This is a genomic window from Desulfonatronum parangueonense (assembly GCF_054656975.1).
In genome coordinates, this window is record NZ_BAAHXH010000003.1 from 880,203 (window position 1) to 899,980 (window position 19,778).

Genomic DNA, 19,778 nt, shown 5'->3' on the forward strand with positions numbered 1-19,778 from the left:
TCATCATGTTGAATGGAGAGCCGAGCCGGATCCGGCTCGGCTCTTTCTGTTTCAATTGTACGCCATGCCTGTCTATGCCTTGAATCAGAGGATTGTTTTCCCCCCTGTGGAAAACGCCGAGCCGGACGGGCTGCTGGCCGTGGGCGGCGATCTCACGCCGGAACGGCTTTTTCATGCCTACAGTCTGGGCATCTTTCCCTGGTACGCTCCCGGTTCACCCATTCTCTGGTGGTCTCCCGATCCCCGTCTGGTACTGTTTCCCAAGGAACTGCACATTTCCGCGAGTTTGCGCCGAGTTTTGCGCAGGGATGCATTTCAGGTCAGCTTCGACAAGGCATTCAAGTACGTGATCACACGCTGCGCCACCGTGCCCAGACCGAACGGCCTGGGTACATGGCTTGTTCCGGAAATGCAGTGCGCCTACATCAAGCTGCATGAGGTCGGAGTGGCCCATTCCGTGGAAGTATGGGAGGAAGGGGAGCTGGTGGGCGGAATCTACGGTGTGGCGCTGGGTCGGATATTCTTTGGAGAATCCATGTTTCACACCCGGGCCAACGCGTCCAAGGTCGCTCTGGTCCATCTGGTCCGGCGTCTGCGGCGCTGGGATTTCCAGGTTCTGGACTGCCAGCAGACCACCGAGCACATGTTGCGGTTCGGAGCACGGGAAATACCCAGATCCCAATTCATGGCCATCCTGGAAGAGACAGCGATCCAACCGACCATTTTTGGAAAATGGCCCGACGACTGAAGTGACGGAGAATGCTCGCATCGACAGAGCCCCAGGGGCATTCGCCGCGTCGGGATGGTTGTGTTACCGCGCTTGGAATCGGAATCGGTATCGGGGTCGGAATCGGTATCGGAAGCGAAGCCACGTGGAAGGGCATCCCAATGTTTCGAAACCGATTCCGACCCCGACTCACGATCTGATTATCGAGAATGAGCGTGTGCTGAGTCGTTACAAAAAAAATTACGCTTCCCGTCCGTTGGCTTCCATCAACGGTTCATGCTGGCTCAGATCATACAGTCCGTGCACGGGAAAGGGCAGGGTGAACTGGGGCACGGTTTCGAGCCGCAGTCGACCCACGCTTTTGCCTTCCGGAACATCGGACAGGGCGGCCAATCCCTTGGGAATGGGGAAATCCAGATAACAGCTGGAGATGCTTTCGAGTTTTTCGCCGTACCGGTGTTGCAGGTAGGCCACGAGCTGGTCCCGTTCTTCTGCCGTGAACGCCTCCATCAGAACCTTCTTGCTGTTCTCAAGGGGAATTTCCGTATCAGGGCTGATCGGAGCACCCAGAAGCGTGTCCCAGTCCTGGGCCTCCATTTCCTCCGCCCGCCAGCCGGCCCGGTACAGATGGACCTCCACGTTACGCCGACCCTTGAAACTCTTGATAACCATGGTCAGGGCATGAGCCCTGGGGACGGGTAGTTTTTGCTCGGGGTTGATGATGTTCAATTCCATGAGAGTCCTCTCTTGTTGTCGTTTGCTGTATGTTATCAGTTATTGGTTATCTGTTATCAAGGGGAACCGACAACTCTTAAACAATAGACAATAACCGATAACAAATAACAGATAATTAATAACAAACAAATGATTCATACCATTTACCGCTGTATATCGCAATGACGACCATCTTCAGTTCTTCCGTCGATCCATTGGAACCGGCCCGTTTCGAGCTGGTCAGTCCGTTTCTGCCCCAGGGCGATCAGCCCCGGGCCATTGATGAACTGGTTTCCGGAGTCCGGGGCGGAGAGCCGCATCAGGTGCTTCTGGGCGTGACCGGTTCGGGCAAGACTTTCACCATGGCCCATGTGGTCGCTGGCCTGGGCCGTCCGGCCCTGGTCATGGCCCCCAACAAGACTCTGGCCGCGCAGCTGTTCAACGAGTTCAAGGAGCTGTTCCCGCGCAACGCCGTGGAATACTTCGTCAGCTACTACGACTATTATCAGCCCGAGGCCTATCTTCCGCACAGCGACACCTATATCGAGAAGGATTCCTCCATTAACGAGGAAATCGACAAGCTGCGCCACTCCGCCACCCATGCCCTGCTGACCCGCCGGGACGTGCTCATCGTGGCTTCGGTGTCCTGCATCTACGGGCTGGGCTCGCCGGAATACTACGCCAAAATGATGATCCCCATTGAGGCAGGGCAGCAGTTGCGGATGGAGGACTTGCTGGGACGGCTGGTGGAAGTGCTCTACGAACGTAACGATGTTGATTTCCACCGCGGCACCTTCCGGGTCCGGGGCGACAGCGTGGACATCATCCCGGCCTACAGCCATGAAAAGGGATTGCGCCTGGACTTCTTCGGCGACGAGCTGGAAGCCATTCATGAGATAGATCCTCTGACCGGAAAATATCACGGATCTGTCCGGAAAACAGTTATTTATCCGGCCAGCCACTATGTCTCGGACAAGGACAACCTGCGCCGGGCCATGTCGGATATCCGGGATGAGCTGGGCGAGCAGCTGCGTATTCTGCGCCGGGAGAACCGCCTGGTGGAGGCCCAGCGTCTGGAGCAACGGACCATGCTGGACCTGGAGATGATCGAGGAGCTGGGCTATTGCAACGGCATCGAGAACTATTCCCGGCACTTGGACGGACGCAGGGCCGGACTGCCGCCGTCCTGCCTGCTGGACTACTTTCCCTCGGACTACCTGCTGTTTCTGGACGAATCGCACATCACCCTGCCCCAGATCGGCGGCATGTATCACGGCGACCTGTCGCGCAAGAAGACCCTGGTGGATTTCGGCTTCCGGCTGCCTTCGGCCCTGGACAACCGGCCCCTGAGCATGGACGAGTTTTGGGAACGAGTGGGGCAGGTGGTCTATGTCTCGGCAACTCCGGGACCATTCGAGCTGGAGCATGGCAAGGGGCGGGTGGTGGAGCAGATCATCCGGCCCACCGGGCTGGTGGACCCGGAGGTGGAGGTGCGTCCGGTCCAGGGCCAGATGGACGACCTGCTGGCGGAATGCAAGGTCCGCCAACAGCGTGGCGAACGGGTCCTGGTGACCACGCTGACCAAGCGCATGGCCGAAGACCTCACGGAATATCTGCAGAACATGGGCATGCCGTCGCGCTACATGCACTCGGACATCGACACCCTGGAGCGGGTCTCCATCATCCAGGCCTTGCGCAAGGGCGAATTCATCGTCCTGGTGGGCATCAACCTGCTCCGGGAGGGACTGGATCTGCCCGAGGTTTCCCTTGTGGCCATTCTGGACGCGGACAAGGAAGGGTTCCTGCGGTCCTTCCGGTCCCTGATCCAGACCTTCGGCCGTGCCGCCCGCAACGTCCAGGGCCGGGTGATTCTCTATGCGGACAGGGTGACCCGTTCCATGGAAGAGGCCATGGGAGAGACGGCAAGGCGACGTCAGGTCCAGCTGCAATTCAATGCCGAACACGGCATCGTGCCCGCCACCATCATCAAAAGTATGGACAATATCCTCGGACATATTTATGCCGAGGCCCGGGACAAAAACCAGCCGGAACAACTCCGCGAAGCCGGGGCTATGTACGGCAATCCCAGAGAAATCGGCAAACGCATCAAAACCCTGGAGCGCGAAATGCGTACCGCGGCCAAGGAACTGGAATTTGAACGCGCCGCCGCATTGCGCGACGAGGTGGCCATGCTGCGGAGCAAGTTGTTGGAAACGGATGCCGGCAATGGCTAAAAGCCTTGCCTGTAATCATGATTCTCGCCCGGCCGTTTTCATTCTGCACTACGGAAGTTCAGCGACGACACGGCGCCTGCATCGTCAATTGCTGGCCAGCGATCCAGGCTGGAAAGAGCGGATCATGGTCCTGGACAACCATGCCCCTGAATCCTATCCGGATGCCTGGCAGCGGCTGGATGAAAACCTGTTTTGGTGCGGTGCGTTGGACTACGCCCTGCACGTCTGTCGGGACCAGGGCTGGCCCTATCTCTGGTTTTTCAACAACGACGCTTTTTTCATCTCCAACCCTCCCCATCTGGAAAAAGCCTGGCAGCGTCTCAGAAAAATCGAGCGGACTCTCGGGCCCGCGGGCATCTATTCTCCTTCCTTTGAACATCATCCCTACCATCCTCAAATGGTGGCCAGTCCGGGCTACGCTTATCGCCGGGCAAAATGCGTGGACGGCGTGGCGCCACTGATCAATCTGGAATGCTGGCAAGCCTTGGGCGGGCTGGATTGCGGGGACAATCCACGCGGATACGGTGTGGATCTCTGTTTTTCCCTGCGTGCGTCCAGGAGGGGATGGCCGGTGATCGTGGATCATCATGTCCACATGCGCCACATCTACCACTCCACTGCCGGATCGATTCCAGGTTTCTTGGTTGCCGCGGCCGCTCAGGAAAAAGCGTATCTTGAAGCACGCCTCGGACTTGGGTATGGCGAGATTCTGCGCCAGGCGCAAATTGATTTCCACGACGAGGTTCAATTGTGAGTTCCCATTCAAATGATCCAAGCAAACGCATTGAACAGCTTGTCCGGTTGATCCGCCACCACGACCATCGCTATTACGTTCTGGATGATCCGGAGATCAGCGACACCGAGTACGACGCTCTGTTCCGGGAACTCCAGGAGTTGGAGCAGCGATATCCGGATTTGAAGGACCCGGACTCGCCGACCCAGCGGGTGGGTGGGGCACCGGTGGCGGCGTTTCAGCCCTTTGCTCACAGCCTGCCCATGTACAGCCTGGACAATGCCTTGTCCCTGGAGGAATGGCGGGATTTTCTCGTCCGTCTGGAGCGTCTTGTGCCGAAAAATGACGTGCAATTCTGGGTGGACCCAAAGCTCGACGGCCTGGCCGTTGAAGTGGTCTACGAGCAAGGCCGTTTTGTCCGGGCCGGCACCCGGGGCGACGGGGTGATCGGCGAGGACGTCAGCGAGAACATGCGTACGGTGCGTAATCTGCCAATTCGCCTGCATTCCGCCGATTTCCCTATTCCGGAGCGATTGGAGGTGCGCGGCGAGGTGATCATTTTTCGTTCGGACTTTGCCAGGCTGAATTTGGAACAGGCCGAGGCCGGCCTGAAAATCTTCGCCAATCCACGCAACGCAGCCGCCGGCTCGGTCCGCCAACTGGACTCCCGTATCACGGCCCGGCGGCCGTTGCGCTTTTTTGCCTATGGCGTGGGACAGGTCCAATGGGTCGATGGCGCGGATCGGTGGACCACGCAGGGACAAATCATGGCCGGACTGAAGGCCTTGGGGCTTGCCCTGCCCGAATATGCCCGCCTCTGTGCCAGCCCCGAGGAAGTGGAGCAGCAGTATGCCGCGGTGGCCGCTCTCCGCGAGGATTTGGACTACGAAATCGACGGGGTGGTGGCTAAGCTCGACAGGTTGGAACACCAGCGCCAGCTGGGATCCACGGCCCGGGCCCCGCGCTGGGCTCTGGCCTGGAAATTTCCGGCCGGCCAAGGCACGACCCGGTTGCTGGACATCCAGGTTCAGGTGGGGCGGACCGGTGTCCTGACTCCCGTGGCCCTGCTGGAGCCGGTTGCCCTGTCCGGGGTGACCGTCTCCCGGGCTACGCTGCACAACGAGGACGAGATCCGGTCCAAGGATCTGCGCATCGGAGATCTGGTGGTGATCCAGCGAGCCGGGGACGTGATTCCCGAGGTGGTCGGCCCGGTACTGGAGGAGCGCGATGGCCGGGAACAGCCGTTTGTTTTTCCCTCGGCATGTCCGGTCTGTGCGACGACCGCCGTGCGCCTGCCCGGAGAGGCGGCTTGGCGCTGCCAGAATCTGGCCTGTCCGGCCCTGCTGCGGGAAAGCCTGGTCCACTTCGTGGCCAAGGCGGGTCTGGACGTGGAAGGCCTGGGCCGGAAATGGGTGGAAACCCTGGCGGACAAGGGCATGGTCCGCACCCCGGCGGATTTTTTCCGATTGACGGAAGAGGATCTGCTGACCCTGGAGCGGATGGGACCCAAACTGGCCCAAAACATCATTCAATCCATCGCCAAAGCCAGGGAGGAAGCCAAACTGGCCCCGCTGATCCGGGCCCTGGGCATCCGGCACGTGGGTGCGCAAACCGCCAGAGTGCTGGCGAATCATTTTCCGGATCTGGACGTTTTGGGCCGCGCGGACCAGACCGACCTGCAACGTCTTCCCGACATCGGACCGGAAGTGGCTGCGTCCATTCACGGCTTTTTCGCCAACCCTGACAATCAGCGCATTCTGCGGGAGTTGCGGGAGCAGGGTGTCTGGCCCCAGGCAGAAAGTTCCCGGCTGCCGGAACAGGCAACGGACTCGCCTTTTGCCGGAAAACGCGTGCTTTTCACCGGAACCCTGCCCAACATCTCCCGGACCCAGGCCCAGAAGCTGGTGGAACAGGCAGGTGGTACCGTGGCAGGGAGCATTTCCAAAAAAGTGGACTACGTTGTCGTGGGTGACGATCCCGGCTCAAAGCTGGCCAAGGCCCGGGAACTGGGCCTGACCGTGCTGGATGGCGAGACGTTCCGACAAATGGTCGGGTAACTGCTAAATAAGGCAGGGCACCAACCACCGCGGATCCGTGCTGCCTGGATAGCGGGACGCGCCGGCCTGCGCCGGTATGACGGAATGGAGTGCCTCGATAGCGAGTTCTCTCGGTCGTCTCCCCGGCGCAGGCCGGGGTCCAGGTGTTTTTGGGTGGGTCAGTGGCCCGGAGTTATTGAGCAGTTACATGGTCGGCGTTTTAACGGACAGTGCCGATTAAAACCCGTAGTCATTCGTAACTGTCCAAAAACTTGCCGCAAGCATGCTCTCAGCCTGGGAGCGCCGCACCCAGTGCGGCAGCGGTTGAGCGCATTCAGAACCAGGTTCGATTGGGCATGGCCCCAGTAGCCTGGCAACGAAACTCCGCGCAGGGGGGCTTGCACAGGAACCTCATCGCCCGAACTTTTTGAGCGGTTACAATTTGGATCCAAACTTGAATCGAATCGATGAAAATTCAAACAGGAGAGAATAACATGAATGCGTGTCAGGTTGTCATCTTGGGAGCAAACGGGAGAATGGGAGGCACGCTGGCGCGATTGGCCCAGGCGGACCCCGAAATGACGTTGGCCGGAGTCGTGGAGCGGCCGGGGCATGATCAGGGTCTGGCGGATTTTGGCTGTGTCCATGGAACCAGCCTGGAACAGGTGCTGGGTGAACTGTCCAATGCCGTGGTCATTGATTTCACCGCCCCGGAAGCCTCCGTGGCCACGGCCCGGATCGTGGCCAAGACCAGTCACCGGGCCGTGATCGGCACCACGGGCATGACCCGGGAACAGACCGAGGAACTGCGCGAGGCTGCGCAAACAGCACCCATTCTCTGGGCGCCGAACATGAGCGTGGGCATCAACGTCCTGTTGCGGCTTCTGCCTCAGCTGGTGAATTTGCTCGGCCCGGATTATGACCTGGAGCTGATGGAAATCCACCACAATGCCAAGAAGGACGCGCCCAGCGGAACGGCGGTGAAACTGGCCCAGTGCCTGGCCGAGGCCAAGGGATGGGAATACGATTCCGTCAAGAATTGTTGTCGGGAAGGGATCATCGGCGCACGTCCGGCCGAGGAAATCGGCGTGCAGACCTTGCGCGGCGGGGACGTGGTCGGCGACCACACGGTCTATTTTTTCGGCCCCGCCGAACGCATCGAGATTACCCACCGCGCCCATTCCCGGGAAAATTTCGCGCGAGGCGCTTTGCGGGCCGCAAAATGGCTGACCGGACAGACATCGGGCAAACTCTACACTTTTACGGACGTCCTGGAATCTTGATGATTCGTAGAAACCCAATCGAAATCGAGTTCCTAACACTACAGCGACATTTGTAGAAACAACCAACACTGCTGAAGATTAACCACGGGGGACACGGGGAATATATTCCATAAAAATCATGATTTCTTACCCAGTGCCCCCCGTGTGCCCCGTGGTCAAACAACTTATTCAGATGATGGAAATGGAAGTGTCGCTGTAGTGCTAATTCAAAATCCGACTATTCCCGCTCATTTCCCGAGCATCCACTCCGCCGCCGCGGCCAGATCAGGCGCGACAATGTCGGGATGCTTCGGATTCGCAATAGGTCGCAGGTCCAGAACCTTGCCGCTGGGAACCACCAGATCCAGGTCCTGGGCCGTCTTGAGTCCATATCCGCTCAGCACGAGCACGGCGGCAGCCATGTTCCCGGCGCGAGCAAAACAGATATCCGCGGCCTTGTCGCCGATCATCATGGACTCTTCGGGCCGCAGGTCGTACTTGTCCCGCAGTTGCTCCCAGAGGCCGGGCAAAGGTTTGCGGCATAGGCAGTCGTCCTGGGGAGCGTGGGGACAGAGAGCCGTGTCCGTGAATACAACGTCAAACTCCCGCAGGACTTCGGCAATACGTTCCTGCACGGCCTCATATTGTTCATGGCTGAAGTACCCCCGGCCGATGCCGGACTGGTTGGTTACCAGGAAAAGCCGATGTCCCGCCTCCACCAATGAGCGTAACGCGTCTCCGGCACCGGGAGTAAGTCGGACATGGGCCGGATCACACAGGTAATGGCATTCTTCAATGACCGTTCCATCCCGGTCGAGAAGAATATTCATCGAATGCTTGATCATGAGGACGACCTCGGGAAACTGAGTTATGTTTGAGTTGCTGGTGGTGGTCGGGTTGGCGACGCTGGTTTCGGGACTGTGTTCACTCTCCGAGGCCGTGCTCTATTCCGTGCCCTGGAGTCATCTTGAACAGATGCGCAAGAGCGGCAAGAAAAGCGGACTGTTGCTCTTTGATCTGCGCAACAACGTCGAACGTCCCATCGCCGCGATCCTGACCCTGAACACCGTGGCCAACACAGCCGGGGCGGCGGTGGCCGGCGCTTTTGCCGCGGCCCTGTTCGGTACGGAGAGCCTGATCTACTTTTCCGCAGTTTTTACCATGATCATCCTGGTTTTCGCGGAGATCATCCCCAAGACCGTTGGCGTAATGTACTCCCGACAGTTGGCCGGTTTCCTGGCCAAGCCCCTCTGCGGGCTGGTGCTGGTTTTCAGTCCGATAATCTGGATGATGGACCGGGTGACCCGAATGATCGGACGCAAGAAAACCGGCCCGGACACCTCGGAAGATGATCTGCGTGCCGTGATCAGTCTCACCCGAAGAGCCGGTGTGATCAAGCCCTACGAAGAGATGTCCATCCGCAATATCCTGACCCTGGACACCAAGATGGTCAAGGACATCCTCACGCCGCGCACGGTTATTTTTTCATTTCCGTCGGAACTCACCGTGGGACAGGCCCGTAAACTAAAGACAGCCTGGCCCCACAGTCGCATTCCCGTATATGATCAAGATGACCAGGAAGACATCGTCGGCCTGGTCTATCGGCGCGAATTGCTGGAAGCCCTGGCCAACGACCAGGACAATCTCGTGCTCAGCAAGCTGATGAAACCCGTCCAGTTCGTCCTGGAAACCACGACCCTGGACAAGCTTCTGGTGCGCTTTCTCGAATCCCGGATGCACATGTTCATCGTCCTGGACGAATATGGCGGCCTGGCCGGACTCGTGACTCTGGAGGACGTGCTGGAAGAGATTCTGGGCAGCGAGATCGTGGACGAAACCGACCAGGTCGTGGACATGCGCGAACTCGCCCGCCAACGCCGCCGCCTCGTGACTTCCAAAACGACGTTTTGACGCATTGCGTCTGCGGTCCCTACGCGTCCGGACGGTTTTGAATACGAACTGTTCGACTGCCGAATGCGGTTTGCCTTTCCCGTCGTTAAGCTGCTTGACAAACAGGATGAGCTGCCGTTTCTTCTGGAATCGGACAACGTTGCCCTGGTCACCGCCGCGCACCTGCTGACAAGACAGACCCGCCAGGATCCGACCAACCGATACAAGGCCAAACTGCGATTGATCCGTATCCTGTTCGCGCGAGGCTGGGAACGGCAGCGTATCCTGGATCTGTTTTCGGTTATCGACTGGCTGATGCATTTGCCCGATGAACTGGAACAAAAACTCGACGAAAAGATTCGCCAGATTGGGGAGGAACACAAAATGCCTTCGTCACCAGCATTGAGCGAAGGGAAAGGGGCATGGGCTGCTTTTGCCGGGAACGCGAGGCTCTGCACTTGCAGTCTTTGAAGAGCGGGTACGGAGCCCCGCGTTCCCGGGGGGTGCGTTTCCAACGCTGCTCCCATCCTGGTGGAAGCCTGGAGTTCTATTGTAGATTGCTCTCATGCCGCGCATGAAAAAAAATCATGACGGATGCAAGCCATGAAGGGATAAATACCATGTCACCTGACGAGTACGACAGCCCCTGGAAGACCGCTCTGGAGCGGTACTTTCCCGAGTTCATGGCCTTCTTTTTCCCCAAGGCCCATGCCCAGATCGATTGGGACGCGGGATACGTCTTTCTGGACAAGGAGCTGCAACAGGTTGTCCGGGATGGGGAACTGGGCAGGCGGTTTGTGGACAAGCTGGTCCGGGTTCGGTTGCTTGACGGAAGCCAGGAGAGGGTCTGCATTCATATCGAGGTCCAGGGGAATCCGGAAGGCGATTTTGCCCGGCGGATGTTCGTCTACCACTATCGTCTTTTTGACCGCGACGGTCAGCCCCTGGCCAGTCTGGCGGTCCTGGCCGACGAGCAGCCCGGGTGGCGACCGGACGGTTTTGGATACGAGCTGTTCAATTGCCGGATGCAGTTCACCTTTCCCGTGGTCAAACTGCTGGACAAACAGGACGAAATGCCCTCGCTCCTGGAATCGGACAACGCCTTTGCCCTGGTCACCGCCGCGCACCTGCTGACCAGACAAACCCGCCAGAGCCCGAAGGAGCGTTATACGGCCAAACTGCGCCTGATCCGCATCCTGTTTGAGCGCGGCTGGGAACGCCAGCGGATTCTGGACCTGTTCTCGGTCATTGACTGGCTGATGCAGTTGCCCGAAGAACTGGAACGACAACTTGGCGAGGATATTCAACGAATTGAGGAGGAACATAAAATGAAACCCTACGTCACCAGCATTGAGCGCATGGGAATTGAAAAAGGACGTGCCGAAGGCCTGTCCCAGGGCCTGTCCCAAGGTTTGTCCCAGGGCCAACTCCAAGGACAGATCCGAATGCTCCAGAAGCTGCTCGCCAAACGATTCGGCGCTGTTCCGGGCTGGGCTGAGCAGCGCATTGTTTCGGCACGGCCGGAACAGCTGGAAGACTGGTCCTTGCGCGTGTTGGACGGAAAATCCCTGGAGGAGGTTCTTGGGGTGAACGAAACGCCGGCGGGATATGGCGATGGGGTTGAGGGCCGAAAATAGATTGAGCAACGCTACTGCGAATTTCAATTTCCTTGTGAAATATGGCCAGATCAGCTTCCGGAAACCGAGAAAAGGGATTCGATCTTATCGAAGAAGATTTCTTTCCCCCGTGATCCACGTGTGCCCCATGTTTAAACGTCTTGCGCTGACAGGAGTTTCGAGGGTCATGGGTGGCCTTTCCCGGGAATGCGAGGCTCTGCACTCGCAGTGTTTCTCAGGGTTTTGACCCGACCTGTGCTTATTAAAAAATGACCCACTTTCCAGTGTTCAGTCGGTTTGAAGACCAGGCGTTCCTGACCAAGACCTTGGCCTTCATGGAAGGTGAAGTGGACCGGACGGCCATGCCGAATTTGATCGAGGATGGGCGCATGAGGAAAAGACGGGGAAAGTGGGGAGGTGGAAGGTGTATGGATGTAAAGTCGATTTTACGTTTCACGTTTGGTAATGTAAAATCAACTTGTCATTGACAGGCTGAAGCTGCCTTTATTTTCATGAAGTAACCAAACGCACGAAACATGGACGCCATTTTATCTCAGCAACACACATTGCTCGCCAATTTGAGCGAATCCAAGCGTTACCTGCATGATCAGATCGAATGGGGTCATCGCTTGGTTGGGATTGTGGGTGCACGCGGAGTGGGCAAGACGACAATGATGCTGCAGCGCATCAAGGACCAGTACGGGGACAGCGGCAAGGCGGCGTATGTCAGCATCGACCATCCCTACTTCGATGCCCGGCCATTGTTTGAATTTGCCGAGTCTTTCGCTGCATACGGAGGCGAGTTGCTCTGCGTGGACGAGGTCCATAAGCAAGCCGACTGGTCACGGCAGATCAAAGCCATTCACGACGCCATTCCCAATCTGCGGGTTGTCTTTTCCGGTTCTTCGATTTTGAGGATGAGCACCCAGGCGGCGGACCTGAGTCGGAGAGCCCTGATCCATGAACTGCATGGCCTGTCCTTCAGGGAATACCTGTTTTTCGCCCGCCAGCAGGCATTTGAGCCGTTATCTCTGGAGCAGATGCTTGAAGATCATGTTGCCCTGGCCCTGTCCGTGGTTCGAGGCATAAAGATATTACCGCATTTCAGAGCATATCTTGAGCATGGTCACTATCCCTTTTTCCTGGAAGGCGTAGACCAATATCCGCTGAAATTGACCGCAGTCATGAGCCAGATCCTGGAGATGGACCTGCCCCTGGCAGCCACCATCGCCACTCGGCAGATAGGCAAACTAAAGAAACTGCTCTATCTGATCTCCACCAGCGTGCCCATGATCCCGGACATAGCCAAATTGTCGCGAATGACGGGGATTTCCAGGCCCACCATTTACGATTACCTGGAGAAGTTGCAAGATGCCCGATTGCTGCGCCTGGTGAGGCAGTCTGGCGGAGGGGCCGGGATGCTGTCGAAGCCGGAGAAAGTCTACCTTGACAACACCAATCTTGCCGTGGCCTTGGCACAAAAGCCGGATTCCGGAAATATCCGCGAGACCTTTTTCGCGAACCAGATCGCCTCGGCCTTGCCCCGTCGGCGCCTCGTGGATGAAGGGTTGACCATCCCGGCAAGAGGAGATTTCCTCGTCCAGGGCAGGTGGACGTTTGAAATCGGGGGCAAGGGTAAAAAGAATGATCAGATCATCGACCTGCCTGATGGCTACCTAGCGGTGGATGATCTTGAAGTCGGACACGGACGCAAGATTCCGTTGTGGTTGTTCGGTTTTTTGTATTGAGGGGAGGTAACCGGTAACCGAACCGGTGGATTTGGACCGGATCGATCCCAGGAATGCGAGAATATTCGGGGATGAGGGGGCTTTGAATATGTCGCCCCTTTGGGGCTGAAATCAAGCCCTGAAAGGGCGAAACAACTACAGCCCAGGGCAAACGCCCTGGGATAGCAATGAGTTGTTTTTCCAGCCCTGAAGGGGCGGCCTAAAAGGATGAGGCTGATCAAAAATGCGTAATGCTCGCCTGTTGCGCACGGTCGCATGAAATGACGGATGCAAGCCATGAAGGATAAATACCATGTCACCTGACGAGTACAACAGCCCCTGGAAGACCGCTCTGGAGCGGTATTTTCCCGAGTTCATGGCCTTCTTTTTCCCCAAGGCCCATGCCCGGATCGATTGGGATGCGGGATACGTCTTTCTGGACAAGGAGCTGCAACAGGTTGTCCGGGATGGGGAACTGGGCAAGCGGTTTGTGGACAAGCTGGTCCGGGTTCGATTGCTTGACGGAAGCCAGGAGAGGGTCTGCATCCATATCGAGGTCCAGGGGAATCCGGAAGGCGATTTTGCCCGGCGGATGTTCGTCTACCACTATCGTCTTTTTGACCGCGACGGTCAGCCCCTGGCCAGTCTGGCGGTCCTGGCCGACGAACAGCCCGGGTGGCGACCGGACGGTTTTGGATACGAGCTGTTCGATTGCCGGATGCAGTTCACCTTTCCCGTGGTCAAACTGCTGGACAAACAGGACGAAATGCCCTCACTCCTGGAATCGGACAACGCCTTTGCCCTGGTCACGGCCGCGCACCTGTTGACCCGGCAAACCCGTCAGAGTCCGGAGGAGCGTTACACAGCCAAACTGCGCCTGATCCGCATCCTGTTTGAGCGAGGCTGGGAACGCCAGCGGATTCTGGACTTGTTCTCGGTCATTGATTGGCTGATGCACTTGCCTGAAGAACTGGAACGACAACTTGGCGAGGATATTCAACGGATCGAGGAGGAACACAAAATGAAACCCTATGTCACCAGCATTGAGCGAATGGGAATTGAAAAAGGACGCGCCGAGGGATTGTCTCAGGGGCTATCCCAGGGCCAACTGCAAGGACAGATTCGAATGCTCCAGAAACAGCTTTCCAAAAGGTTTGGCGCTGTACCGGGATGGGCTGAACAGCGCATTTTTTCCGCCCGGCCGGAGCAGTTGGAAGACTGGTCCTTGCGCGTATTGGACGGAAAATCGCTGGAGGAGGTTCTTGGGGTGAACGAAACTCCGATGGGATATGGTGATGGGTGTTAGGACCGGAACAAGATTGGGTAACGCTGTAGGGAAACTTCGATTTCTCTGCGAAGAATAGCCCAGGACAGCTCCCGAATAACTGAGATAAAGGATTTGGAACGTATCGAAGAAGATTTCTTTCCCCCGTGTGCCCCGTGGTTTGAATGTCTTGCCCTGACAGGAGGTTTCGAGGGTTTTCCCGTGGTCAAACTGCTGGACAAACAGGACGAAATGCCCTCGCTCCTGGAATCGGACAACGCCTTTGCCCTGGTCACGGCCGCGCACCTGCTGACCAGGCAAACCCGCCAGAGTCCGAAGGACCGTTACACGGCCAAACTGCGCCTGATTCGCATCCTGTTTGAGCGTGGCTGGGAACGCCAGCGCATCCTGGATCTGTTCTCGGTCATCGATTGGCTGATGCAGTTGCCCGAAGAACTGGAACAAAAACTCGACGAAAATATTCGCCAGATTGAGGAGGAACACAAAATGAAACCCTACGTCACCAGCATTGAGCGAAGGGGAATTGAAAAAGGACGCGCCGAGGGATTGTCTCAGGGGCTATCCCAGGGCCAACTGCAAGGACAGATTCGAATGCTCCAGAAACAGCTTTCCAAAAGGTTTGGCGCTGTACCGGGATGGGCTGAACAGCGCATTTTTTCCGCCCGGCCGGAGCAGTTGGAAGACTGGTCCTTGCGGGTATTGGACGGAAAATCGCTGGAGGAGGTTCTTGCGGTGAACGAAACTCCGATGGGATATGGTGATGGGGGGTGAGGACCGGAACAAGATTGGGTAACGCGACAGCGAAACTTCGATTTTTCTATGAAATATGGCCAGGGCAGCTCCCGGAAAACAAAAAAACGCGGATTCGAATTTATCGAAGAAGGCTTCGATGGTCATGGGCTGCCTTTGCCGGGAACGCGGGGCTCTGTACCCGCTCTTCAAGAACTGCGAGTGCAGAGCCTCGCGTTCCCTGGGTTTATGTTTTCTACGCTGCTTCAGGGCCACTCTTCGTTGCTGACTGCAAGTCCGGCCTTTTTGATGAAGTTTGCATCACGACAGCTGTTACGAAAATGTTCGCCGGGGCCGGGGAGTTCGCCAAAGACGGGTTCCTTTCCCCGCGATCCTGCTGTGCCCGTTTTTAAAAAACGCTGAAAAAACCAAAATACTGCTCAAATATCTCAGTCCAGACGCACATTATTTTCTTTGATCCCCAACTTGCGGCTTACGACATCCTGGGCAACAATCTGATATATACAGCAATGAAAAAAAATAGCATTGAAGGCTTTAGTACACATAATATGTGAATGATCATTTCATATGATAAGTTGACCAAGGAGTTAAAATTGAGATCAAAAATTAAAATTGTTCAGCACTTATTTGATAATGCGTTTGTGTTATATCGTGTTATCGTTATCATATCATTGATGTTGATTTTTGTTGTAACACCTGTGGCGGCTTTCGCACAACTGGAACTGCAGTGTTCTCCAACAAACAGCACCAAAGTAGCTATTAACGAACTTTTCACCGGAGGTGGCGGGGAGGGTAATCTCGAATTTCTTGAGCTATATTTCAATGATACCGCCGATATTGATGGTTGGAAAATATATTGGTATGATGGTAATGGCAATCAATTTCGTGATTTTTTGTTGGGTGAGGGTGCGTTTAGCGCAGAATCATATTTGCCGGATGGATCAAGATTCTCAGATTATAATTGCCCTTCAACACATTGTTCCAACCCCACGACTTTTCCTAAGGGAACTTTTTTAGTTTATGATTTAAATCGGATAAGCCCAAACCGAGGTGAGTTTCTTCTTGTCGACTCCCTGGCTCCATTGACTGTTGGGGATGAAGTCGTGGTGAATCATTTTTTTTATTATAAAAATCACAATGATCCAAATTATTCATCACCACCTGAACCTGATGGCTGTTCACTTGTGTTTGAAGCTTCTTCAAATTTAAAAGACATGTCTCGGTTAACGGATGGGACAGGAAACATGTACGAAGTTTACCCGGATGGCTCGCCTGTCATTCCAACTACAGGTAGCAGTAATATGGGTGGAAGCTCTAACCCGACACAGTTTGAAACAAATGTTTCCATCAGTAAAGAAGCGAATGTTGTCAAAGCAAGTATTGGGCAAGAAATAACCTATAGCATAACAGTCTTCAATCGAGGCCCCATGACAGCAACCGGGATCATGGTCGATGACCATTTTCCTTTTGATAAGCTTGATTTTGTTGGATTCACTACAAGTTATGAAGATCTCATCTCTCCTTTTGGCACGTTCAATACAGAAACTTTTCGATGGGTGTTTGGGGTGCTTCCGGTAGGAGCACATGCCGAGCTACTATTAAGAGCGGTTGTCAATGACAATGGACCTATAACAAACACTGCCACGGTTGCGATTGATCAGACCAATCTGGGTCATGAGGTAGCTTCAGTGACAATTAATTCCGCTTTAGCCCCATGCGAACTTGTTTTTCCAGGTGGTGCCCAGAATCATTCAGAACATGGTTTTGTAACATTTGATTGGAAAGGCCAGATAACAGGTCAACAAACCTTTCTTTTGGCTTCAATGAATGTCCAAGTTGATCCAGATGCTTATGAAGAATGGTATACCGGAAAATTAACTTGTGTGTCGGATCCTTGTTTGGCAAATGGCGAACCTTCACTACCGATACATCAGCCTGATTTTAGAAGAAGTCTAGGTATTTATGACATTACCATTCCTGCATGGACAAACACAAACGACTATACATATGCCATTGGCAGTAATGGGAGCAACCATTATGGGGATCTCGTTTCGCTATACGCAGGATCTAATGCAATAATATCGGATAGTGGATTAGCAAATGTGTATTTCATCGATAGGTTGAGTCTCAATTACAGAAATACTCTTCGACTTGAAGCCGGTACTACTTATTGGGTTGACTACCTTGAGTTTATATCAACAGAGCAAAATGTTGAGGTAGTTGGCGATGGAACTGCGACCTTAATCATTAATAATGTCAACATGATTCCACATCGGTCCCGGTTCAATTCAGAATCATTACACGCTCCAGGAGCACCTTCTCGTTTGGCTGTTTTTGTATATAACAATTGGCCTGGATCAGATTCAGAAATTGCTTTTTCCGGATTTTTGCATGTAAATGGAAATTTTGTTTCCGGATATGAATCCCGATATCATGGTGCGGTATCAGTGGGCGGCAACCTGCATGTGAGTGGTGAGTCAATAATTAATTATTCCAAAAATGAATTGCAGTATATTGAGGAATCTTTTTGCGAACCACAACAAATTGTTGATGATCCTCAATTGAATCATTTGAGACTGTTACACGCTGGCCAAGGTTTGACCTGTATCCCCGAAGAAATAACCGTCCTCGCTTGTGCCGATAGCGACTGCGAGGATACTCTTGACGATGTCGAGGTATATTTGGCATCTCCTGCTAATGATTGGTCAATAAATCCAATCGTTGTCAGCGGAAGAGATTCCGTCGTTGACCTTTCTGTTACTGAGCCAGGTTTGGTTATCCTAGATGCCATTTCGAATTCGATGCCAGCGGCAATGGCTACACGATGTTTTGTTGATTCAAATGAAACCTGTGAGATGTTTTTTTCGGCATGCGCTGATGGTTTTAACTGTTTAGAACAGAATACACTTATTAGTGAAGGTGACGATATTCGAACAGGAAGGTTATTTACCAAGATCACAGACACTGAGTTCACATTTGATGTTGTTGCGTTACGTGAAGATGGCACCAGAGAGGTAAATTTTGTCGAGGATGATGAATATCAGACCTTATATAGAGATATCACTGTGCAACTAATAGATGTGGTAAATGGAAATGCCGTAGTACATGAAGAGGTTGTCCGGTTTGAACATACGCATGGTGGCCGTAAGGCATTGAATTCCATAAATATAGATAGAGCCTATCGTGAACTGCGATGCCGTATAATTGATGAATTAAACAACGAATACAATTCTACTGACTTGTTCTCTGTGCGCCCAAGGTATTTCATAGTACAGAATCCAGACGCAACAGCGGATACTGAAAATGGAAACGATTCTAATGCAACTCTTTTGTTTAAATCCGGCAGTGACGAGTTCACGATAAATGCTGTTTCTGTAGCAGGTTATGATGGTCAACCAAAAATTAATAATTTCGAGATTGAAGCACACCAAGGCAGTGTCAGAAATGGAGAAGTGACTGGCACTTTCAGCGATGCATATATAAATTCTGGAATTGCCAGTGGCGAATTTCAATATTCAGAGGTTGGCTATTTTCGATTTAATCCTTATGCCATTTATGATGATGAATTCACTATCATTGATCATGGTGGTGATTGTGTGACAGGCAGTTTTTCCAATGAAATAGAAGATGGAAGATATGGATGCAATTTCGGGAATGAAACTAACTCCAAATGGTTTGGACGTTTTGTTCCTGATCATTTTTTTCTTTTACCAGTACCTATTTCTGATTTAAGGATAACTCCAGGATGTGGTGATTTTACATATATGAGTAATCGGAACGAACCTTCTCAGTATTTTGTTCTAAATTTTTCTCTTGAAGCAAGAAATGGTTTTGATATAATAACAGGAAATTATCATGGAATTTTTGGGAAGGCTGAAGTTAGCATTGTAGCTGAAAATTCTAATGATGGATTGGATCTTTCTGACAGGCTGAATTATGATTTTTCATCTTATTCATGGGAGGAGGGACAAATCCACATCGTTGATGAAAACATTGCATTTGATCGATCCTCTTCACCTGATGGTCCATTTGAAGAATTACGTATTGGAGTGAAAGTTGACGATGATGATTATGGCACATCAAAATTGCTTGGTATGGATATGAATCCATCAACTTCCTATGTCTGCATTCCTGAAAGCGACTGTAATGCGAAAGAGCTGGATGTTACAAAAATTCGCTACGGCCGCCTCCGCCTCGTCAGCGCACATGGTCCTGAAAATCAAAACCTGAAAGTTCCGATGCATTTTCAGTATTTTGATGGGAAGAGCTTTGTTTTGAATAATGATGATTCATGCACCACTTTTGATGGTACAGAAATTGATTTTAGAGGTAATGAAGATAAAGATGATGCTTGGAAAAAAGAAAATGATGATCTAAATGTAGGCTCTGGAAAAACTCAAGCTAGCTACCCTACTAATCGGCCAATTGAGCAAGGTCAGTTACATATTGATTTCTTAGCCCCCAACAGCCCAGGTCATGTTGACATCTGTGGCAACATCTTTTCCACATTCCCTTGGCTTAGCTTTGATTGGGGCAATAACGGTTGTGATGCTGGAAACCCCTCAGCCCGCGCCACCTTCGGCGTCCGCCGAAGCAACGACCGGATCATCTTTCAGCGCGAGGTTTTCTAGCACGAAGTGGAAGGTTTATACGCATCGAATATCCGTTTTTCGATCAGATTTAACTGTGCCCATGCTCTAGCCGGAACCTGGTTCTGGGTGCGTTACACCGTTGCCGCACTGGGGTGCGGCGCTCCCGGGGTGTGGTGTTCCCAGGGAGTGATATCTGGGACCTGCCTTGATAT

14 protein-coding genes are annotated in these 19,778 nt (G+C 53.8%); 12 read left to right on the forward strand and 2 right to left on the reverse strand.

Going from position 1 to position 19,778, the window contains the following annotated elements; translation table 11 throughout:
* Positions 1-64 precede the first annotated feature (64 nt).
* Positions 65-748 (forward strand): leucyl/phenylalanyl-tRNA--protein transferase, encoded by a 684-nt coding sequence (gene aat, locus ACYQ15_RS04405; protein ID WP_459936310.1) that lies wholly within the window; start codon positions 65-67, stop codon positions 746-748.
* Positions 749-967: 219 nt separating this feature from the next.
* Here aat and ACYQ15_RS04410 read toward each other — a convergent pair whose 3' ends face one another.
* Positions 968-1,462, reverse strand: a complete 495-nt coding sequence (locus ACYQ15_RS04410) for a hypothetical protein (protein WP_459936311.1) — start codon at positions 1,460-1,462, stop codon at positions 968-970.
* Positions 1,463-1,623: 161 nt separating this feature from the next.
* On the opposite strand from ACYQ15_RS04410, the gene uvrB reads away from it, so the two are divergent.
* The 4 genes from uvrB to dapB all read left to right on the forward strand — a co-directional run bounded on the left by uvrB (position 1,624) and on the right by dapB (position 7,727).
* Positions 1,624-3,675: an excinuclease ABC subunit UvrB gene (uvrB, locus tag ACYQ15_RS04415; protein WP_459936312.1), complete on the forward strand. Its 2,052-nt coding sequence runs from the start codon at positions 1,624-1,626 to the stop codon at positions 3,673-3,675.
* On the forward strand, positions 3,668-4,429 hold the full coding sequence (locus ACYQ15_RS04420; RefSeq protein WP_459936313.1) for a glycosyltransferase family 2 protein: 762 nt from the start codon (positions 3,668-3,670) through the stop codon (positions 4,427-4,429). Before uvrB ends, ACYQ15_RS04420 begins: the two co-directional genes overlap by 8 nt.
* Positions 4,426-6,465 (forward strand): NAD-dependent DNA ligase LigA, encoded by a 2,040-nt coding sequence (ligA, locus tag ACYQ15_RS04425; RefSeq protein WP_459936314.1) that lies wholly within the window; start codon positions 4,426-4,428, stop codon positions 6,463-6,465. Before ACYQ15_RS04420 ends, ligA begins: the two co-directional genes overlap by 4 nt.
* 473 nt (positions 6,466-6,938) lie before the next feature.
* Positions 6,939-7,727 (forward strand): 4-hydroxy-tetrahydrodipicolinate reductase, encoded by a 789-nt coding sequence (gene dapB, locus ACYQ15_RS04430; protein WP_459936315.1) that lies wholly within the window; start codon positions 6,939-6,941, stop codon positions 7,725-7,727.
* Between the two features lie 227 nt (positions 7,728-7,954).
* Here the strand turns inward: dapB and ACYQ15_RS04435 are convergent, their stop codons facing one another.
* Positions 7,955-8,551, reverse strand: a complete 597-nt coding sequence (locus tag ACYQ15_RS04435) for a D-glycero-alpha-D-manno-heptose-1,7-bisphosphate 7-phosphatase (RefSeq protein ID WP_459936316.1) — start codon at positions 8,549-8,551, stop codon at positions 7,955-7,957.
* Between the two features lie 25 nt (positions 8,552-8,576).
* Here ACYQ15_RS04435 and ACYQ15_RS04440 point away from each other — a divergent pair, with 25 nt between their 5' ends.
* From ACYQ15_RS04440 to ACYQ15_RS04470, 7 genes are all read left to right on the forward strand, one after another.
* A complete protein-coding gene (locus ACYQ15_RS04440; protein WP_459936317.1) occupies positions 8,577-9,617 on the forward strand; it encodes a hemolysin family protein in 1,041 nt (346 codons plus the stop codon).
* A gap of 63 nt (positions 9,618-9,680) precedes the next feature.
* Positions 9,681-10,067 (forward strand): hypothetical protein, encoded by a 387-nt coding sequence (locus ACYQ15_RS04445; RefSeq protein WP_459936318.1) that lies wholly within the window; start codon positions 9,681-9,683, stop codon positions 10,065-10,067.
* A 149-nt stretch (positions 10,068-10,216) separates the two neighbouring features.
* Complete coding sequence (locus ACYQ15_RS04450) at positions 10,217-11,233, forward strand: Rpn family recombination-promoting nuclease/putative transposase (RefSeq protein ID WP_459936319.1); 1,017 nt, start codon at positions 10,217-10,219, stop codon at positions 11,231-11,233.
* 515 nt (positions 11,234-11,748) lie between these two features.
* Positions 11,749-12,960, forward strand: a complete 1,212-nt coding sequence (locus tag ACYQ15_RS04455; RefSeq protein WP_459936320.1) for an ATP-binding protein — start codon at positions 11,749-11,751, stop codon at positions 12,958-12,960.
* A 292-nt stretch (positions 12,961-13,252) separates the two neighbouring features.
* Positions 13,253-14,245, forward strand: a complete 993-nt coding sequence (locus ACYQ15_RS04460) for an Rpn family recombination-promoting nuclease/putative transposase (RefSeq protein WP_459936321.1) — start codon at positions 13,253-13,255, stop codon at positions 14,243-14,245.
* 93 nt (positions 14,246-14,338) lie between these two features.
* Positions 14,339-14,995, forward strand: a complete 657-nt coding sequence (locus ACYQ15_RS04465) for a DUF4351 domain-containing protein (protein WP_459936322.1) — start codon at positions 14,339-14,341, stop codon at positions 14,993-14,995.
* Positions 14,996-15,567: 572 nt separating this feature from the next.
* Positions 15,568-19,605: a DUF6701 domain-containing protein gene (locus ACYQ15_RS04470; RefSeq protein WP_459936323.1), complete on the forward strand. Its 4,038-nt coding sequence runs from the start codon at positions 15,568-15,570 to the stop codon at positions 19,603-19,605.
* Positions 19,606-19,778: the final 173 nt, after the last annotated feature.

Bases quoted from the DNA above. Each gene is read 5' to 3' on its own strand.
- ACYQ15_RS04435 (WP_459936316.1), bottom strand. From the start codon at position 8,551: ATGATCAAGCATTCGATGAATATTCTTCTCGACCGGGATGGAACGGTC.
- dapB (WP_459936315.1), top strand. From the start codon at position 6,939: ATGAATGCGTGTCAGGTTGTCATCTTGGGAGCAAACGGGAGAATGGGA.
- ACYQ15_RS04420 (WP_459936313.1), top strand. From the start codon at position 3,668: ATGGCTAAAAGCCTTGCCTGTAATCATGATTCTCGCCCGGCCGTTTTC.
- ACYQ15_RS04455 (WP_459936320.1), top strand. From the start codon at position 11,749: ATGGACGCCATTTTATCTCAGCAACACACATTGCTCGCCAATTTGAGC.
- uvrB (WP_459936312.1), top strand. From the start codon at position 1,624: ATGACGACCATCTTCAGTTCTTCCGTCGATCCATTGGAACCGGCCCGT.
- ACYQ15_RS04410 (WP_459936311.1), bottom strand. From the start codon at position 1,462: ATGGAATTGAACATCATCAACCCCGAGCAAAAACTACCCGTCCCCAGG.
- ACYQ15_RS04460 (WP_459936321.1), top strand. From the start codon at position 13,253: ATGTCACCTGACGAGTACAACAGCCCCTGGAAGACCGCTCTGGAGCGG.
- ACYQ15_RS04450 (WP_459936319.1), top strand. From the start codon at position 10,217: ATGTCACCTGACGAGTACGACAGCCCCTGGAAGACCGCTCTGGAGCGG.
- aat (WP_459936310.1), top strand. From the start codon at position 65: ATGCCTGTCTATGCCTTGAATCAGAGGATTGTTTTCCCCCCTGTGGAA.
- ACYQ15_RS04440 (WP_459936317.1), top strand. From the start codon at position 8,577: ATGTTTGAGTTGCTGGTGGTGGTCGGGTTGGCGACGCTGGTTTCGGGA.
- ACYQ15_RS04445 (WP_459936318.1), top strand. From the start codon at position 9,681: ATGCGGTTTGCCTTTCCCGTCGTTAAGCTGCTTGACAAACAGGATGAG.